General features: G+C 67.2%; 7 protein-coding genes. 4 read left to right on the forward strand and 3 right to left on the reverse strand.

All coding sequences use genetic code 11. From position 1 onward, the window contains the following. The first annotated feature begins 1 nt into the window (after position 1). The gene (locus ACQP0C_RS31840) at positions 2-397 is read left to right on the forward strand and encodes a PPOX class F420-dependent oxidoreductase (RefSeq protein WP_433725964.1); all 396 of its coding nucleotides are present in this window, start codon (positions 2-4) and stop codon (positions 395-397) included. Between the two features lie 22 nt (positions 398-419). Here the strand turns inward: ACQP0C_RS31840 and ACQP0C_RS31845 are convergent, their stop codons facing one another. Beyond that, complete coding sequence (locus ACQP0C_RS31845) at positions 420-1,688, reverse strand: phthiocerol/phthiodiolone dimycocerosyl transferase family protein (RefSeq protein ID WP_433725966.1); 1,269 nt, start codon at positions 1,686-1,688, stop codon at positions 420-422. 72 nt (positions 1,689-1,760) lie between these two features. Between ACQP0C_RS31845 and ACQP0C_RS31850 the strand changes: the two genes are divergently transcribed. Next, positions 1,761-2,387, forward strand: coding sequence for a TenA family protein (locus tag ACQP0C_RS31850; RefSeq protein WP_433725968.1), 627 nt, complete (start codon positions 1,761-1,763; stop codon positions 2,385-2,387). 2 nt (positions 2,388-2,389) lie between these two features. On the opposite strand, the gene ACQP0C_RS31855 is transcribed toward ACQP0C_RS31850, so the two are convergent. After that, a complete protein-coding gene (locus ACQP0C_RS31855; RefSeq protein WP_433725970.1) occupies positions 2,390-3,310 on the reverse strand; it encodes an NADP-dependent oxidoreductase in 921 nt (306 codons plus the stop codon). Between the two features lie 156 nt (positions 3,311-3,466). On the opposite strand from ACQP0C_RS31855, the gene ACQP0C_RS31860 reads away from it, so the two are divergent. Both ACQP0C_RS31860 and ACQP0C_RS31865 read left to right on the forward strand, forming a co-directional pair. Beyond that, positions 3,467-4,192, forward strand: coding sequence for a DUF899 domain-containing protein (locus ACQP0C_RS31860; RefSeq protein ID WP_433725972.1), 726 nt, complete (start codon positions 3,467-3,469; stop codon positions 4,190-4,192). Between the two features lie 26 nt (positions 4,193-4,218). Continuing rightward, entirely contained in the window at positions 4,219-4,620 is a 402-nt protein-coding gene (locus ACQP0C_RS31865) for a DUF1707 domain-containing protein (RefSeq protein ID WP_433725974.1), read from the forward strand. 2 nt (positions 4,621-4,622) lie between these two features. Here ACQP0C_RS31865 and ACQP0C_RS31870 read toward each other — a convergent pair whose 3' ends face one another. Continuing rightward, entirely contained in the window at positions 4,623-20,078 is a 15,456-nt protein-coding gene (locus tag ACQP0C_RS31870; RefSeq protein WP_433725976.1) for an amino acid adenylation domain-containing protein, read from the reverse strand. Positions 20,079-20,187: the final 109 nt, after the last annotated feature.

Here is a 20,187-nt window from a genome sequence, read left to right on the forward strand (position 1 = left end):
CATGGACAATCCCGTGATCCCCGAGAGCCACGCCGATCTACTATCGCGGCCGCTGTTCGCCCACCTCGCCACGCTCAACCCCGACGGCACCCCGCAGGTGACTCCGGTGTGGCAGGTCTGGGACGGCGGGCGGCTGCGCTTCACCACCACTATCGATCGACGTAAGGCCGTCAATACCAAGCAGAATCCCGACGTCGCGGTGAGCATCAACGACCCGGACAAGCCCTATCGCTACCTCGAGGTCCGCGGCGTCATCGAGGCCATCGAGCCCGATCCGAACGGCGAATTCTTCGATGTGCTCGCCCGCCGCTACGACCTGCCCTATCAGCGCCCCGTCGCCGACCATCAGCGCCGTGTCGTGATGGTGATGCGACCGACGCACGCCACCTTCCAATAGCGCGGCGAAAGCCGCCGCGCCGTCAGGAGGTGACGGCTTCCTCCGCGAGGGCGGTCAACTCGCCGCGCACCGCGGTCACGAGCCGGTCGCCATCACCGCCGCCGAGGACGCCGACGGTGAGTCGACCTTCGAAGGTGTAGACAAGGAAGGTGACCGCCGCGGCAGCACCCGCGGACGGACGCGGATGCGCAGAGACGTAGACGATCTCGTAATCGGTCAGCGCGATGGTCGCCGGAATCCGGAAGGTGGGGACGGCACCGGTATTGGTGACCGCGACGTGCCCGGCCAGGGAGTGGATCCTGGTGGAGCCGTAGTAATTCGGGAAGTGCAGGACCGACTGCTGGACGATGCCCTCGGCCAGGTCGCGTCGCAGCCGGTACGAAATGCGCTCGGCCAGTTCGAGAATGTCCGCGGAGCGGTCGACCTGAGCAGCGAAGGACGCCAGGCCCGCCATATTGGTGCCCTCGGCGCGCGGGACCGGCGGCTCGAGGCGGGTGCGCAGGTCGACCGGATACAGGCAGCCGAGCGGAACCGGATCCCCGGTGGCCCCGGCCTTTTCCGAGGCGAAGGCACGCAGCAGGGCCGCGGTGACCAATCCGTTGACCGTCACCCCCGGAACCCGCCCGCGGCCGATGATGCGCGCGGTCGCCGGTTCGTCCAGAATGATGCGCCGGGGTCGGACCATCGATGCCGGCGCGGGGATAGCGGGCGCGGGCGGTACGACCACGACCTCCGGTGGCCGGGTCACATCCTCGAATCCGGAGACCGAGCCACGGGTGATGCCGCGTGCGGTCACATGCCATTCCAGCGATTGCGGGTAGTCGTGCGCCACGACCGTCGTCGTACCGAATTCGACGTAATCGGTGTAGAAGTCCCATAGCCGGGCGAGCAATTCGACGCAGTGGCCCGCATCGGCGATGCTGTGGTGGACGAATAATGTGACGCGCGACCGGCCCCGCTCGGAGAGCACGACATCCAGGTACGCGAGCTGTCCGGCCGGATCGATCGAATCCGGAATCCGGACCACATCCGGATCGCCCTGACTCGCCGTCATCCCGACCACCGGCCGTTCGCCCGGCCGCAGCAGATAGCCCCGGCCCGTGCTGTCCTCCGAGATCCGGCAGGTCACCACCGGATAGGCGCGCTGTAGCGCGGTGAAGGCCGCCCCCAACACTGTCGTATCGAGATCACCGACAACCGTGACGGATCGTCCCGTGTAGGTCCCCGCGCGTACGAAACGTTGTTCCGAGGCACCCAACACCCGCACCAATTCCTCCTCATCCCACGACACATCGCCCAGCGTGCGACAAACGCAGACCGGGGCGCAAACCAGAACTCGCTCCGACTGAGAGAGACTGCCCACATGAGTCCCGCGGCACACATCAGTCTTACGGCACATCTGCAGGAGCTGGGCTTTCCGCTGGTGGAAAGCCAGCTGCGGCACCCGACGGTGGTGGGCATCGCCACCGGCCGGCTGCCCGAGCCGGTGTTCCGATCCTGGCTCGAACAGGACTATCTGTTCCTGCTGGACTACGTCCGGGTGTTCGCCCGCCTGGCCTGGCAGGCGCCCGCGGCACACCTCGGCGATCTGGTGGACCTCGCGCACGCCACCTACCACGAGGAACTGTCGCTGCACCGCTCGCTGGCCGCCGAATTCGGCGCGGACCTCGACGGTGCGACCAAGGGTGCACCGTGCGCGGCCTACACCGCGTTCCTGCTGGAGTCGGCCGCGTCCTATGCCGACGGACTCGCCGCGCTGTATCCGTGCATGTGGGGATACTCGACGCTCGGCGCCATTCTCGCCGAGAACCCGCCGTCGGAGCCCCGGTACCGGCGCTGGGTCGACACCTACGCCGATCCGGGGTTCGCCGCGCTGACCCGTCGCTGCGGGCAGATGCTCGACGAGGCGGGCGGCGATCCGGCGCGCGCGGAGCAGCTCTTCCTTCAGGGGATGCGCCACGAATACGACTTCTGGGACGTACCGCTGTGACGTCAGGGGTGCAGCACGATCTTGCCGCGGGTGTGACGCTGCTCCAGCTCGCGATAGGCCTCTTGGACCTTGTCGAGCGGGTAGACGGCGGCAATGGGCACCTCGACCGTGCTCGCGGCCGCCAACCCGGCGAGTTCGGCCAGCACATCGATGGTGCCCGCCGCGGCATTGCCCTCGGTTTTCACCCCGTACTTCTCGGCGGCCGCCCAGTTGATGATGGTGTCGATGCGTTCGACCGGCACGCCGAGTTCGACTGCTAGCTCGACATAATCGGCTCCGAAGGTATCGATGAACGCGTCGACGCCATCGGGGGCGGCCGCACGGATCCGGTCGATCAGCCCCACGCCATAGGCCACGGGGAGCGCCCCGACCTTGCGCAACCAGTCGTGGTTGGCCTCGCTCGCGATACCGAGAACCGTTGCGCCCCTGACCCGCAGGAGCTGCACCGCGATCGAGCCGACACCGCCCGCGGCGCCGGAGACCACGACCGTATCGCCCTGTCCCGCGGCCACCGCGCGCACCGCGGCGAAAGCCGTTGTGCCAGCGACATAGAGCGAACCCGCGACATCCCAGTCCAGCCCCGCGGGCTTCGGCGTGACCTGTTCGGCGGGCACCACCACGTGGGTGGCGTGGCTGGCCCGCTCGTCGGTGAAACCGAGCACCTCGTCGCCGATCGCGACCCCGCCGACACCGGACCCGATATCGACGACGCGACCCGCGAAATCGGTGCCCTCGCCGGAGGGAAATGTCGCGGGCCAGCGCTCGTGCAGCGCGCCCGTCCGGATATAGCCCTCCCCTGGATTGATCCCCGCTGCGACGACCTCGACGACCACCCGTCCCGGGCCCGCCTTCGGCGTCGGTACCTCGACTACCTGGAGTTCTTCGATTCCGCCGTAACGATCGAACTTCACAGCTCTAGCCATGTCCGGCTCCCGCCTAGTAGGTGACATACGGCACATCGACCGTCAACGGAGTAACCCCAGCAGAAAATTCCATGCCCTTCGCACCGGACCGATGATTTCCGCGCGGCTGCCCGGTCTACCTACGTGGACCGGTCTCACCGAAACTAGGAGATGATCATGAATCGTCCGGCCGTTGTTTCCCGCGAGGAATGGTTGACCGCCCGCAAGGGCCTGCTGGCCGAGGAGAAGGAGCTCACCCATCGCATGGACGCGCTGGCCGAGAAGCGCCGCGCGCTGCCGATGGTCGCGATCGATAAGAAGTACGTCTTCGAGGGTCCGGCGGGCAAGGTCGAGTTGGCCGACCTGTTCGACAAGCGCCGCCAGCTGATCGTCTACCACATGATGTGGCGCTGGGATCTGGACGCGGGCTGTCCGAGCTGCGCCATGTTCCTCGACAACGTGGGGCCTCTGGCCCATCTGCATGCCCAGGACACCAGTTTCGCGGTGATCTCCCGCGGGCCGTGGGAGACGCTGAACCGATACCGGGAACGCATGGGGTGGACCTTCCCGATGTACTCCTCGTTCGGCAGCGACTTCAATTACGACTTCCACGTCACCCAGGACGAATCCGTCGCACCCGTGGAATACAACTACCGCACCAAGGCCGAACTCGAGGCGGCGGGCCAGAGCTACTTCACCGACGGCGAACAGCCGGGCACCAGCGTGTTCTGGCGCGATGACGATGCTTCGGTATTCCACACCTATTCGTCCTATGCCCGGGGCGGCGACATCCATATCGGCACCCACAATTTCCTGGACCTCACCCCGCTGGGCAGGCAGAAGCATGTCGGCGAGGCGGTGCACCATGATCGCTACGACAGCCCCGAATCGCACTGCCACTAACGGCATCAGGCCCTAAGCTGACACCCGTGGGTGAGGAAAGGCTGCGGGCATCGGACGCAGACCGCGAGAAGATCGCCGAACAATTGCGGGTGGCGATGAACGACGGCCGGTTGTCGCTGCACGAATACGACGATCGGCTGAAACAGGTCTACGCCGCGAAGACCTATGGCGAGCTGAGTCCGCTGCTGTCGGATCTGCCCGTGCCACGGAAGTCGGCGACGGTGACACAGCGGGTGCCGCAGTGGGTCATCATCATGTGGATTCCCTGGGCCGCGGTGAATGCGCTGTGCCTCACGATCTGGGTGGCGACCGGCGCGGGTTACTTCTGGCCGTTCTGGGTGGCGGTGCCATGGGGATGCGCGCTGCTGATCCCGACCGCGATCGGGATGATCGTCCAGTCGAGTCAACGGAAGCCGGATAGTCGCTGAATTCACCTGCGGCGCAGGTAGTCCGCGATCAGCGGGCCGATCACCGCATACGCCTCGGGCGTGGTCAGCCGGTTGTGCCCGAAATCCACCGGGTGATCATGGATTCGGCCACCGATGTAGGGTCGCCAGGTCGAGACGTTCGGCTGCTCGTCGCCGTAATCGGTATCGGCGCCGACGAACAGCAGGTCGCCATCGAAAACCTCCGGCCGGTAGTCGGCGACCTGACGCAGCAGATGGCCGAAATCGCGGTAGAGGTTCCCGAGGTCGGTGGCGGTGAAACCGCCGAAGGCGCCGGGGGCTTCGCGCAGCAGTTGCGCGGCGCGCTCGGGCGTGAATTCCGCTTCGCCGTCCGGCGGCACCACCACCCCACCGAATTCGGCGAGCAGTAGTTCCGGCGGCGGCATGGCGTCGTCGGTGACTTCGACATCGGCACGGCTGTCCAGCATGATCAGGGCCGGGACTTCTTCACCGCGGCGGCGCAATTCGACCGCCATCGCGTGGGCGATCGGTCCGCCCGCGGAGTAGCCGAGCAGCCGATACGGACCGTGTGGTCGCACCCGGCGGATTTCCTCGAGGTAGCGCAGCGCGAGTTCGCGCACGGTGCGATCGGCGGTGCCGCCGTCGACCACGCCCGGTGATTGCAGGCCGTAGACGGGGTGGTCGTCATCGAGGTATCGCAGCAATCCCGTATAGCACCAGGCGAGTCCGATGGCCGGGTGCACGCAGATGAGTGCAGGTCCGCTGCCCGTGCCGCGCATCGGCAGTAGTACGCGCATCGCGGCGTCGATGTCGGATTGCGGGACCGCCTCGGTCAGCCGCTGCGCCAAGGCGGCGGGTGTCGGTTCGGTGAACATCCACTGCACCGGCATATCCAGGCCGGTCCGTTCGCGGACCTCGGCGACCAGTCGGGTGGCCACCATCGAGTTGCCGCCGAGGTCGAAGAAGTTGTCGTCCAGTCCGACTCGGGCTGTGCCGAGGACGGTTTCGAAGGCTGTGGCCAGGGCGCATTCGGCCGCCGACTCCGGGGCGCGGTAGGGGCGCTGTGCGGCCTCGAATATCGGAGCAGGTAGTGCTTGTCGGTCCAGTTTGCCGTTCGCGTTCAAGGGGAATTCGGGAACGATCATGATGGCGGCTGGCACCATGTAGGGCGGCAGGAGCCGTGCGACTGCGGCACGGACGGTGGCGGCGTCCACCGCACCGAGATCTGCGGCGCCCGCGTCAGCTGCCGCCACCGAGCCAGCTGCCATCACTCCCGAGCCAGTTTTCAGCGCGCCCGAGTCGACCACGCCATCAAGGATGGCTGTGTTCCGTTGCGGCACCAGGTAAGCCACGATGCGATCGCCGGTGTGGTCGTCTCGGGCAGCGATGGCGACGGCGTCGCGCACGACGTCCAGCGATACCAGCGCGTGCTCGATCTCCGCGAGTTCGATGCGCTGGCCGCGCACCTTCACCTGGAAGTCGACGCGACCGTCGTAGACCAGCGAGCCGCCGGTGGTCCAATGCGCGAGATCGCCGGTGCGGTAGAGCCGCGATCCATTGGGGCCGAAAGGATTTGCGACGAAGCGTTCGGCGGTGAGCCCGGCGCGGCGGTAGTAGCCGCGGGCGATCTGCACCCCGCCCAGATAGAGCTCACCGACACAGCCGTCCTGCACCGGATGCATACGCGAATCGAGCACGTACGCAGTCGAATTCCACACCGGCTGCCCGATCGGCGCGAACGGGCCCGCATCGTCGGCGATATCGGAACGCGCGGTCGCCACGGTGGCCTCGGCCGGGCCGTAGAGATTGTGCACCCGCGCACTGGAAATGGCGGCGAAGCGCGCGACGAGATCGCCGGGCAGCGCCTCACCCGCGCAGTAGACGTGCTCCAGACATCCAGCGATCCGAATGCTCGGATCGGCCAGGAAGGCCGCGAGCGCCGACGGGACGAAATGCGCTGCGGTGACCCGCTGCTCACGAATCAGTCGAGCCAGGTAGTGCGGGTCACGGTGGCCGCCGGGTTCGGCGACCACGACCGCGGCACCGGTCTGCAGCGGACCGAAGATCTCCCAGCCCGCGATATCGAAGGTGATCGGCGTTTTGTGCAGTAGCCGATCGCCCGCGCCCAGCGGCGAGGTCTGCTGGATCCAGCGCAGTTGGTTGGCCATTGCCGCATGGGTCACGGCAACGCCTTTCGGTGTTCCCGTCGATCCGGAGGTGTAGACGACCCAGCACAAATCCGCCGGACGAAGGTGGCGCGTGCGTTCACCGTCGTAGATCGGGCCGTCATCGAATCGGTCGGTCGGCGCCGTATCGACCTCGATCAGCGGGACGGTTTCCGGGAGGACGACCCGGTCCTTCGAGGAGACGAGCACGCATGCGGGTGCGGCACTTTCGATGATCTGAGCGATGCGCTCGGCCGGATGGTCGACATCCACCGGCACATACGCCGCGCCCGCCTTCAGTACCGCGTACAGGGCCGTCATCAGGTCGATCGAACGCCCGATCGGCACGGCCACCACCGCATCCGGACCGATGCCGCGCTCGATGAGCAGCCGAGCCAGCCTGGTGACGCGGCGGTCGAAGTCGCGGTAGGTGATCGTCGCGTCGACGAAGATCCACGCTGTGGCGTCGGGCGTGCGGGCGACCTGTTCGTCGAAGAGATCGACCAGCGTGGCGGGTGCCAGCACCCGGGTCGCGCCGCGGGACCGGTGCAGCACGGCGGCGCGTTCCTCGGAACCGAGCAGGTCGATATCGCCGACCACGGTCGTCGGTGCCGCGGCCACCGCCTCGATGAGCCGAAGGAAGCGGTGCGCCATGGCCGCTGCGGTCTCGTGTTCGAACAGATCGGCCGCGTAGGTGAGGCTCGCGGTAATGCCCGCGGGTGCGGCCGCATCGTCGAACTGCTCCACCAGCATCCACTCGAGGTCGAATTTCGAACCCGATGCCGACATCGGCACGGGTCGAATATCCAGGCCCGGCAGACTCATTCGCTGCTGCGGAACGTTCTGGAAGGCCAGCAGCACCTGAAAGAGCGGGTGGTAGGCGGTGGCCCGGGTCGGGGCGAGCGCGTCGACAATGCGCTCGAAGGGGACGTCCATATTGCCGTAGGCGGTCAGGTCCGATCGGCGCGTCGCATCGAGTATCGTGGCGAAGCTCTGTGCCGAATCGATGGACGAGCGCAGCACCAACGTGTTGACGAACATGCCGACGAGATCATCGAGTTCGCCGTCGCCGCGCCCCGCCACCACCGAGCCGATGGCGATATCCGTTTCGCCGGACAGCCGCGCCAGCAGAACCGCGAGCGCGGCGTGCACGGTCATGAAGACGCTCGCACCGTGCTGGCGTGCCAGCGTCCGGAGGCGTTCGTGGGCGGCGGCGGGGATGTCGAAATCGATGCGGTCGCCACGGCGCGAGAGCGTCGCCGTGCGCGGGTGATCGGTCGGCAGCGCATGTACCTCGGGCAGGCCGCGCAAAGTGTTCCGCCAGAAGTCGAGTTGACGGTGTGCGAGGCTGTCCGGGTCGTCGTCCGCGCCGAGCAGGTCGTGCTGCCACAGCGCGTAATCGGCGTACTGCAATGGCAGCGGAGTCCAGTCCGGTGAGCGGCCAACGGCGTGAGCGGCGAAGGCGTGCATCACATCTCGGGCCAGCGGAGCCATCGACCAGCCGTCCGCGGCAATGTGGTGCGCGACGAGCACCAGCACGGTGTGCTCCGCTGCGAGACGCAGTACGGTCACTCGCAGCGGCGGCTCGGTGGTGACATCGAAGCCGCGCGAGATCTCGGCGGCCAGTAGCGCGGTGAGTTCAGTTGGCTGCACGGCCGATTCGGTGACCGGAGTCGAGCCCGTGGCCGCGGGCAGAATCCGCTGATACGGAATACCGTCCGGACCGACCGGGTAGATGGTGCGTAGTGTCTCGTGTCTGGTGACCACATCGTCGATGGCGGCACGCAGCAGCGAAATATCCAGTGCACCTTGGATTTCGAAGGCGCCTGGGATGTTGTAGACAGGTGATCGCGGATCGTAGCGATTGAGGAACCACATCCGCTGCTGCGCGGCCGAGAGCGGAATGCGCTCGGGTCGCGGCCGCGGACCCGGGCGCGAGCGCGCGCCGAGTCCGCCCGAGCCGACCAGCTCCGCCAGTTCGGCGACCGTCGGGGCATCGAAGAGGGCGCGCACCGGAACGCTCACATCGAGTACGGCGCCGAGCCGGGCCACCAGTCGGGTCGCGATGAGCGAATTGCCGCCGAGGGCAAAGAAATCGTCGTCGAGCCAGATCTGTTCGATGTCGAGTACCGCCTCGAAAGCGGCCGCTACGGCGCGTTCGAGCGGTGTGGTCGGCGGCCGTTCAGGTCCAGGCGTGGTGTCGGGGGCGGGGAGCGCCGCTCGATCCAGCTTTCCGTTGGCGGTGCGGGGCAGGGCGTCGAGGACGACGATGGCCGACGGGACCATGTACGACGGCAGCTTTTGCGCGACAGCCCTTTTCAGGTGACCGGGATCAATAGGAGACGCCGCAACGACATAGGCGACGAGCAACGCGTTGCCGCGACCGCCCTCGCGGATGAGGGCGGCGGCTCGGCCGACGGCGGGTTGCGAGGTCAATGCGGCTTCGATATCGCCGAGTTCGATGCGCAGACCACGCAGCTTCACCTGGTTATCGGTGCGCCCCAAATATTCGAGTACCGCTGATCCCATGCCGCGCCGCGCGCGGACCAGGTCGCCGGTGCGGTAGATCCGCTCCCCCGGCCCGCCATGGGGGTTGGCGACGAAGCGGGCAGCCGTCAGGTCACCGCGGCCGTGATATCCACGCGCCAGGGCACTGCCGGACAGATACAGCTCACCGGGCACACCGTCGGGTACCGGGTGCAGCCGTTCGTCGAGGACCAGCACACCGAATCCGGGCGCCGGTGCGCCGATCGTCACTGGCTGGTCCGGAACCAGCGGTGCGGTTCCCGTCGCCCAGACGGTGGTTTCGGTCGGGCCGTAGTCATTGAAATGCCGCCGTCGCGGCGCTGCCCAGGCGGCCACCAGATCCGGTGGGCAGGGCTCACCGCCGGTAATGATCACGCGCAGCTCGTCCAGCCCGGTCGGGTCCACCGTGGCCAGTGCCGACGGGGTCATCGAAAGATGGGAGACGCGTTCCCGAGATACCAGTTCGCTGAGTTCCGCGCCCGCGAAGATCTCGGGCGGGGCGACTACGAGGCAGGCGGCCGCGCCGACGGCGAGCAGCAGTTCGAGCACGGAGGCGTCGAAACTCGGTGAGGCGACGTGCAGGACGCGGGATTCGGCGGTGATGTCATTGCGATCACGCTGCGCCACCGCGAGATTCGCCAATCCCGTATGGGTGACCACGACGCCCTTCGGTGCGCCGGTCGAACCGGATGTGAAGATGACGTAGGCCGGATGCTGCGGATGTGGCGGGCGGATTCGGTCGGCGTCGGCAATGGGCGAATCCGGTACTGCGGCAAGTCGTTGCACCGTTGCGGGGTCGTCGAGCGCGAACCAGCTGACCGCATCGGGTAGCCGGTGGAGCTGGTCGGTGACGGTCAGCCCCAGGTTCACGCCCGAAACGTCGACGATCCGGGCGATGCGATCGGGTGGATATGCCGGGTCGACCGGTACGAACGCCGCCCCGGACTTCGCGATGGCCCACACCGCGACAATGGATTCGATCGACCTCGGAATGCCGACGGCCACCAGGGTTTCCGGGCCGGCACCGGCATCGATCAGGCCGCGCGCGAGCCTGTTCGACTGCTCATCCAACTCACGGTAGGTCAATTGGCGACGATTCGGCGTGCGGTCGTTCAGCGCATCGGCAGTGCTGTCGGTTGCCTGGCCAGCAATCGGCGCGGCTTCGTCGGTGTTGCCGCCGATCTCGGTTTCCGGTTTCCCGGTGGCAACGACGGCGATTCCATCGGGATTCATCGCGACGGCTTCGGCCAATAGATCCGCCAACACCTTGGGACGCCCGGCCGCCGGAACACCGGCTGACAGCAGGCTCATTCGCTCATCGGGCGTGCGGATATCGATATCTCCCACAGCCCGGGATCGGTCGGTCGTCACCGCGACGAGGATTCGGATCAGGCGTTCTGCAAATCGCTCGACCGTGGGGGCATCGAAAAGGTCTGTGGCGTAGCAGATTCGGACGTCGCTCCCGGATACGGTGACGCTCAGGTCGAATCGCGAGATCGTGCGGTCGAGTTCGATGGGGGCGACGGTCAATTCGGGCAGGGTCAGCTCGATATGGCCCAGGTTCTGGTACACGAGCATGACCTGGAACAGCGGATGCCTCGCCGCTGACCGGGTAGGCGCGAGCAGATCGACGAGTCGTTCGAAGGGCACATCGGCATTGTCGAAGGCGTCGACATCGATGCCGCGCACGCGGTCGAGGAGGTCGGAGAAACTCTCCGCGGCACGAATACCGGTGCGCAGCACCAGAGTATTGACGAACATGCCGACCAGGTCGTCGAGTTCGGATGCGCCGCGTCCGGCGACCGGGGTGCCGATCGCGATGTCCGAGGCGCCGCTCGCACGACCGAGCAGCAGTGCGAGGGCCGCGTGCATGACCATGAACGGCGTCGCATTGTGATCGCTGGCCAATCGTTCGATGGCGACGATCAGATCGTCGTCGATCCGTCGGACCACTTCGGCGGCTCGGTGCGAAGCGTGCGCGGGTCTGGGCCGGTCGGTGGGCAGTTCCAGATGATCGGGCAGCTCGGCGAGGGTGTGCGACCAGTGGTCGAGCTGGCGCGCCAGCGGTGAATCCGGATCGTGCTCGGAGCCGAGCCAGGCGTGCTGCCAGAGCGTGTAGTCAGCATATTGCACTGTCAGTGGCTGCCATTCGGGCGCTCGACCCGCCGACCGGGCCGCGTATGCCATTGCCAGATCTCTGGTCAGCGGTCCCATCGAGAAGCCGTCGATGGCGATGTGGTGGCCGACCACCACGACGACATGCTCGTCTTCAGCGAGCCGGAACAGGCGCAGCCGCACGGGAACCGCGGCCGTGACATCGAATCCGACCGTGATCTCCGCGAGCACCGCCTCCGGCACCTGTTCCGGCCGCACGGGTGCCGGAGCCAGCTCCACCGCAACAGCATCCGCGTCGAGCACATACTGGCTGCCGACACCATCGGTATCCGGGTAGATGGTGCGCAGCGACTCATGCCGATCGAGCACATCCGCCAAAGCCATGCGCAGTGCCGCGATATCGAGTCCTCCGGTGAGTCGCAGTACGGCGGGCACGTTGTAGGCGGGCGAGTCCGGATCGTATCGGTTGATCAACCACATTCGCTGCTGGGCCGGCGACAGCGGAATCAGCTCCGGACGCTGCGCGCGTACCAGAGCGGGTCGAGCACTATGGGAACGATCGGTGTCGAGCCTGCGCGCCAGGTCGGACACCACCGATGCCTCGAACAGCAGACGCACCGGCACGGTGGTTCCCAACTCACCGCCGATCCGTGCGACCACCCGGGTGGCGGAGAGCGAGTCCCCGCCGAGCGCGAAGAAGTCATCGGCGGAACCGACCCGTTGCGCAGCCAGTACCTGTGCGAATGCGGCGGCGACAATCCTTTCGGTGCCGACCGGCGCGATGTACTCCGCGTGTGCGACCTCGACTTCCGGCAGGGCGTGCAGGTCGATCTTGCCGCTGCGGGTGCGGGGCAGCGCCGCAAGGACTCGGATGCTCTGGGGCACCAGATAGCGCGGCAACCGGGCCGTGAGCCATGCGGTGAGCCGCGCCGCCGTAGGCGCGGACCCCGGTTGGGCCGTCACATAAGAGCACAGCGTCAATGCTCCGGTTCGGTCACGGCGAGCAACCGTGACCGCGGCATCGATATCCGGATGAGCCAGCAAGGCCGCATCTATTTCGCCCGGCTCGATCCGGATGCCACGCACCTTGACCTGAGCGTCGCCGCGCCCCACATACTCGAACTCCGGCCCGTCGAGGCTGCGCACCAGATCGCCGGTGCGATACATGCGTTGACCGCTCGCGAACGGATCGGCGACAAAGCGGTTCGCGGAAAGTCCCGCGCGCCCGGCGTAGCCGCGCGCAAGCCCCGGCCCGCGCACATAGAGTTCGCCGGTCATACCCGCAGTGACCGGGCGCAGCCACCCGTCCAGGACCACCAATGTCACACCGGGCACCGGCGCGCCGATTGCGGCGACCGCCTCGACCCGGATGGGACCGGTGAAGGTCGCGGCAACCGTGGTTTCCGCTGGTCCATACGAATTCACCAGCATCCGCCCCGTGCCGATGCGCGTGACCAGTGCGGACGGACAGGACTCACCGCCGGTGACGACCACCTCGACTCCGCGCAGCGCATCGGTCGGCAGTGTGGCCAGCACCGCAGGGGTGGAGAAGATGTGCGTCACCCCGCCCGCGCGGATCGCCGCGGCCAATTCCGTCCCCGCATTCGCCTCCGGCGGCGCCACCATCAGTGTGGCGCCCGCCGCGAAGGTGGCCAGCCACACCAGGATGGACGCATCGAAACCCGGGTTGTGGCAGTGCAATACACGCGCACCAGGACCGATCGCACACCGGTCCGCGGCTGCCGCGGCGAGATCGGCCAGGCCCGCATGGGTGATGACGACCCCCTTCGGCGTTCCGGTCGAGCCCGAGGTGAAGACCAGATAGGCCGCCTGATCCGTCCGCACCGGGCCGAGCAATTCAGTGCTGGTCACTGGCCCCGCGGCCGCCGCTTCCATCCGCGAACGAGTGGAGATCTCGTCCAGAATCACCCATGACATCGGAACCGATGACGGGAGCGCCTCCGCCAACGCCCGGTGCTCCTCAACTGTGACGCAGAGGCGCGCACCGCATTCTGCCGCGATCGCCGCGATGCGGGCCGCCGGTTGGGCGATATCCACCGCGACGAATGCCGCGCCCGTCTTTGCGATCGCCCACGCCGTCACCATCCAGCTCACCGACCGCGGCAGACCGATCAACACGGCAGATTCCGGCCGGGCACCCTCCTGAATCAACAACCGCGCCAACCGGTTCGACCGCTCATCGAGTTGGGCGTAGGTCAGGGTCTCCCGATCATCCTTCAGGGCAGCCGATTCCGGGTTTCCGCGCAGCAGATTCGGCAATAGGGTCGGGGGCAGCGATGGGGGACCGTCCCAACCGACGCCGCCGTCGATCCCCGGCACCCGTGCCGTGCGAGCGCTGGGATCGGCGACGATACCCGACAGGATCCGGGACAGACGGGCCGACATGGCCGCCGCCTCGGCCGCTTCGAAATACCGCGGCGAGCGGGTCAGCACCAGTCGCAGTCCGGACGCCGCGTAGGTCGCCAGCGACAACGGGTAGTGCGTGCCGTCATGGCCCCGGAAGCCGGTGACCGACAGCCGTGCTCGGCTGGTGGCCTCGGCCAGCGCGGCAGCGTCGATCGGATAGGACTCGAAGACGGTCGCGGTATCGAAAAGGGGGCCGAGACCCGCATGGGCCTGGATTTCATCGAGGCCGAGCAGGTGGTGTTCGGCCAGTGCGCTCTGTTCGCGCTGCACGCGAGCAAGCAACTCGGCAATGGGCTCACCGGGATCGAGGGTGATGCGGACCGCGATGGTGTTCACCAGCATGCCGATCATGCGCTCTGCGCCGGGGAGCGCGGGCGGACGGCCGGAGACCGTCGCACCGAAGACGATGTCGGCGGGGCCGGTGCGTTCGGCGAGTAGCAATGCCCAGGCCACCTGCACGATGGTGTTGACGGTGATCTCGTATTCGGCGGCGGCGTCGCGCAATTTCTCCGCGAGATCCTGCGGCAGCGGCACTTCGTGATCGACGGAAGCAGCCGCCCGCTCGGCACGGGGTGCGCTCGGCGCGACCAGGGTTGGGCCAGCCAAGCCAGCCAGCGCCTTTGCCCACGCATCGCGCGCGGCCGCGGTATCCCGGGTCGATATCCAAGCCAGGTAGTCGCGGTACGGCACCGGAGCGCCGAATCCTGTACTGTCGCTCCCGGTTTCGTAGAGTGCGACGAGTTCGCCGAACAACAGTGGCATAGACCAGCCGTCGAGCACCAGATGGTGATTGGTGATAACGAGCCGGAACCGGTTGCTGCCGAGCGCAATACAGGTGAACCGGATGAGTGGGGGCTGATCCACCGCGAAGGGCGTGCGCAGGTCGGCCGCAGCCAGTTCGTCCAGTTGGGCCGCGCTGGCATTCGGCGCATCGAGGTAGGTCCAGGGCAGTTCGACCGCCGCGGCGATCGGTTGCACTGCGGCATCGGCGGACCGGACGAATGCGGCGCGCAGCGCATCGTGTCGCCGCAGCAGTTCGGCGGCCGCGGCGCGCATCCGGTCCACATCCAGTTCGGCCTCGACATCGATCACCGCCTGCACCGAATACCCGTCGGGTCCGCCCTCGGCCAATTGAGCCAGGAAGAACAGGCCGCGCTGCAGCGGGCTCAGTGGCCAGATGTCATCGAGCCGCCCGTACCGCTTCTCCCAGGTATCGATCTCGGACTGGGTGATCTCGACCAGCCGAACATCCGCGGGTGTCAACCCACCCGCATCGGATTCCATCAGATGCTCCGCGATCTCGGTTGCCGCCGAAACCCATTCGCGCACAAGACTATCGACCGATGACCGATCGAGAGCCGCCGATGCGAACTGCCATAGCGCCGTGATCCGCACGCCCTGTGCCGTCTCCACTGCCGCCGCGTCCACCGAAACGACCGCGGCCAACGGCGAATCCGGGTGCGCATGACCACCGAGTCGCGTTGCCACCGACACCGGCATCCAATCGCCCTCGATGGCAGCGCCGGGAAGCTGGCCGAGATAGTTCACGCCGATCTGCGGCACCGGTTCGGCGGCGAGCCCAGCCCCTGCCTCGGCGTTCACATACCGCAGAAGCCCGAACCCGAAACCGCCGTCGGGCACCGAAAGCACCTGCTCCTTGACCATTTTGAGTGCCGAAGGAACCGATATCGACCCGATCGGCCCCAACCGCACCGGGACCGGTGCGGTGAACCAGCCGACCGTACGGGACAGATCCGCACCCGGCACCGCGGCTTCCTCCCGCCCGTGCCGCTCCACCGTCACGACGGTCGCCGCATCGGATTCCCCACGCACGCGCCGCCATCGGCTCACTGCCACGGCCAGCGCCGCGAGCAATGCCTCCTCGACACCGCACCGATAGCTCGTCGCGATCCGCTGCACGATCGCCGTCGAAACCGCGACGGGTAGGTCTACTTCGATCTGCCCCGCACTCCCCTGGGTATCCACCGCAGGATCGAGCCTGCGCCGCCCGAGCACCGGATCAGCAGCCAGCACACCACGCCAGTACTCGAATTGCTCGGTCCACACCGGCTTTTCGGCAGCCCGCCGCAAGGCATCCGCCCAGGTCCGCACAGAGGTCCCGACCTCGAGCAGATACGGCTCACCCGACGCATCCGCCTGCGCCCACGCCGACATCAGATCGGGCAGCAGAATCCGCCACGACACCGCATCACAGACCAGGTGATGCAGCACGATCACCAGCCGCCCCGAAACCTCCGCCCCGCCGTCCAACCAGGTCAACGCCGCCATCACCCCGCCGACGGGATCGAGCCGCTGCACCGCGGCCGCGAGCGCCTGATCGGTCACCCCCGGTGCACCGCCGACTGCGGTAGTTCCAGGGCGGCCCGGACCGAAATCAGCACTCCCACCAACGACACCAGCACTCCCACCAACGACACCAGCACTCCCACCAACGACACCAGCACTCCCACCAACGACACCAGCACTCCCACCAACGACACCAGCACTCCCACCAACGACACCAGCACTCCCACCAACGACACCAGCACTCCCACCAACGACACCAGCACTCCCACCAACGACACCAGCACTCCCACCAACGACACCAGCACTCCCACCAACGACACCAGCACCCTCAGCCGCGGCCTCGGCACTGTCGGTCGCGAGGTCTGGCCTGCCAGCCGTAACGTCCGCGAGGCCTGCAGTACCGGATACGTGCAAGTCATCGGACACTTCAGCGCCGCCGGGCGCGCAGTCCCGGCCTCCCTGCGCACTCGAGCCATCCTCGCGTGCGCCACCGGGCTCGACGCCAGCCCTGTCGGGCATGTTCACCGCATCGCACTCGACTCGCGTCAGCAGTGCGCCCACATCAACCGCACCGATATCCGATACCGATAGCTCCCAACCGTTTTCGGCCGCGACCAGCCGACTGCGCAGCATGTCGTGGCGATCGAAGACCGCCTGTACAGTGCGCACCACCTGCTCCCGCTCGATGCCGACCGGCAGGCGCACGACCATGGACTGCGCGAATCGTTCCCAGCCGGGACGTGCCAGTAGCCAGGCGGCGATGGGAGTGAGCGGCATCGAGCCGACGCCCCCACCGGGTAGTTCCGGGAGCGTCGCTGGACGCTCGAGCTCGGTGGCGATGGCGGCGAGCGCGGCGGGTGTCCGGCGTTCGAAGACATCTCGGGCCGAGAAGACCAAGCCCGCGGCGCGCGCACCGGCGACCAGTTGAATGGCCATGATCGAATCGCCACCGAGTGCGAAGAACGAGGAATCCGGGCCGATATCCGGTGTGCCGAGTACCTCGCTGAACAGCGCGCACATGGCGCGTTCGGCCGCGGTTATCGCATCGAGCGCCCGAACCGATCGGTCGACAACGGGTTCGGGCAGCGCACCACGGTCGATCTTGCCATTGCCGGTGAGCGGCAGTGCCCCGAGCACCGAAACCGTCGCGGGCACCATATAGGCGGGCAGCCGCTGCGCGACATGCTCGATCAACTCCGCCTCGGTCACCGACGCATCGACGACGGGCACCACGTACGCGGCCAGCATTGTCGCCGCGCCGATGGGTCGCGCCACCGTGACCGCGATCTCCACCGCGGCGTGCGCCGCGAGCACCGCATCGATCTCTCCCAGTTCGATGCGAATTCCGCGCAGCTTCACTTGGAAATCGTTGCGGCCCACATACTCCAGCGCACCGGTTTCCTTGCGACGCACCAGATCTCCGGTCCGGTACATCCGCGCGCCGGAAGGCGCGGCGACAAACCGTTCGGCGGACAGTCCGGGCCGACCGGCGTATCCGCGCGCCACACCGGGTCCGAGCACATACAGCTCACCGACGATGCCCGTCGGCACCGCCCGCAACCACCGGTCCAGCACCAGCAATTCGACACCGGGCACCGGCACACCCATTCCGACCGGCTCACCCGGCACCAGGCCATCGGTGAAGGTGACGGCCACGGTGGTCTCGGTCGGCCCATAGGAATTCAGTAGCGTGCGCCCGACCCCGAAGCGTGCGACCAACTCCGGCGGGCACGACTCACCACCCGACGACACCGCCCGCACCCCGTCGAGCGCTCCCGCCGCCACGGTGGACAGCACGGCAGGTGTGGAACACAGCTGGGTGACACGGTAATCACGGATCAGTGCCGCCAGATCCGCACCGAGAACGGGATCGGCGGCGGCGACCACCAGCGTCGCACCGGATGCGAATGCCATCAACCATTCCAGGATCGATGCGTCGAAACTCGGATTCAGACACTGCAATACCCGCGCATCGGGCATCACCTGATACGAATCCGCCACTGCCGCAGCCAGCCCCGCGAGCCCGGCGTGGGTAACCATGACTCCCTTGGGCACCCCCGTCGATCCCGAGGTGAACACGATATAGGCCGCGTTATCGATACGCGGCGTGCCATTGCGCTCGGCCGCCGCGATCGGGCCCACCGGTATATCGCGCGGCCACAGGTGCGGTGGTCGCCCATCACCGGAGATCGCGAAACTCGGCTCATCCAGCGCCAGCCACACCACCGAATCAGGCAGACCAGCAACACTTTCCGTCGAGGTCAGCCCTATCGAAGCTGCGCACTCGGCAGCCATCCGAGCCACCCGCTCCCCCGGCAACCCGGTTCCCACCGGCACGAACGCAGCACCGGATTTGGCGACCGCCCAGATCGCCACCATCGCCGCCACCGACCGCGGCAGCGCAACGAGCACCGCCGACTCCGGCCCGATCCCGGCACCGATCAGCCTGCGCGCCAACCGATTCGACAACACCTCCAGCTCCCCGTAGGTGACCTCCCGCGCACCGCACACCACCGCGACTGCATCATCACCTGCCCGCCGCGCCCCCGCCGCCAGGATCTCCGACAGCAACCGGGGCGCTGGCGGCTCCACCCCACGGATACCATGGCGGAATTCGGCCTCGTCCGAGGTGAAGTAGTTCAACTGCGCCACCGCGGTCTCCGGAGATGCCGCGAGCAGCGAATCGAACAGTGTCATGAACCGCCGATGATGCCGAACCAGCGAATCCTGTTCGTAAAGAACTGGATTCGCCGCGAAGTCGACGTGGATCGGCGCCTCGGCACCGTACTGATAGAAGTTGACGAACAGATCCTCGATCGGCCCCGAGGTGAGCACATGCATGCTCGACTCCAACCCGACGAAGTCGATCGGCGTCGCGAACAACATGATATTGACGACCGGCCCGACGAATCCGCGTCCGTATTCCTGCCCATCCCCCTCCCTTTCGCGCATATCCTCATGCCGATACCGCTGATGCCGCAGCGCCCCCGATGCCGCCATTCGCACGGCATCGACCACCTCGCCGACAGTTCCATTGCGCCGCACCGGAATCCGCAACGGCACCACATTGGCCACCATTCCGCCGGAACGCCGCAGCATCGCGGTCGTGCGGCCCGACACCGGCAGGCTCAGCACCACATCCTCGCTCGCGGTCAGCCGGGCGTAGTAGAGCGCGACCGCCGCCATCACCAGCGTCGCCGAAGTGGTTCCGAAACGGCGCGCCGTGATATCGAGGCGCGCCGAGACCTCTGGAGACAAGGCACCGCGCTGCTCACGCCCGAGCACGGATGCGGGCGCGGTCGTCGATACCAGGCTGCACCGGCGCGGCATGCCCGCGACCTGCTCGCGCCAGTACCGTGCATCGGTCTGCGCCCGCGTCGAATCCCGATACGCCATCTCGGCTTCGTGGACCTCGAGCAGCGACGCCGCGGTCCCAGGCTTCGCCAGCTCGCCGCGCACAGTCGCGTTGTACAACTCGGCGACCCGGTACAGCATGGTGACCGAACCGAAGCCGTCGATGAGAATGTGATGCGCGCGGGTGTACCAGAGATAGTGATCGACTCCGATATGGATCACCACCGAAATGCCGACACCAGCACCGAACAGATCGATCGGAGCGGCGACATCGCGGCGCATCCAGGCCAGCGCGGTCGCGAACGGATCCGGCCGATCCCGCAGATCCAGGTATTCCACCGTCGGTTCCAACCGCGCGTCGACGACCTGCTGCGGCCGCCCATCGATCTCGAGCAATCGCAGCACCCCGGACCCGAATTCCCGGGCCGCTGTCACCCCCGCCCGGCGCAGTTGATCGAGGTCGAGCCGACCGCGCATCTCGATGTACTGCGCCTCCGACAGCGGTACGCCGGGATCGAGCAATTGCGCGTACCACATGCCGAGTTGCGCCGGAGACAGCGGAAACATCGTCACGGTATCGGCCATGCTCGTTCACCCCATCACACCGGTATGTGCGCGACGGGCGAGGTCGCCCGTCGTGAGCCCAGTGTGAAAGCGGCGACGACGACACGGGGAGAGTAGTCGGGTACCCGAA

The sequence above is a fragment of the Nocardia sp. CA-129566 genome, assembly GCF_050956075.1.
In the GTDB taxonomy this organism is placed as follows: Bacteria; Actinomycetota; Actinomycetes; order Mycobacteriales; family Mycobacteriaceae; genus Nocardia.

Coding starts and splice junctions, on each gene's coding strand:
- ACQP0C_RS31840 (WP_433725964.1), top strand. CDS start 2: ATGGACAATCCCGTGATCCCCGAGAGCCACGCCGATCTACTATCGCGG.
- ACQP0C_RS31850 (WP_433725968.1), top strand. CDS start 1,761: ATGAGTCCCGCGGCACACATCAGTCTTACGGCACATCTGCAGGAGCTG.
- ACQP0C_RS31855 (WP_433725970.1), bottom strand. CDS start 3,310: ATGGCTAGAGCTGTGAAGTTCGATCGTTACGGCGGAATCGAAGAACTC.
- ACQP0C_RS31860 (WP_433725972.1), top strand. CDS start 3,467: ATGAATCGTCCGGCCGTTGTTTCCCGCGAGGAATGGTTGACCGCCCGC.
- ACQP0C_RS31870 (WP_433725976.1), bottom strand. CDS start 20,078: ATGGCCGATACCGTGACGATGTTTCCGCTGTCTCCGGCGCAACTCGGC.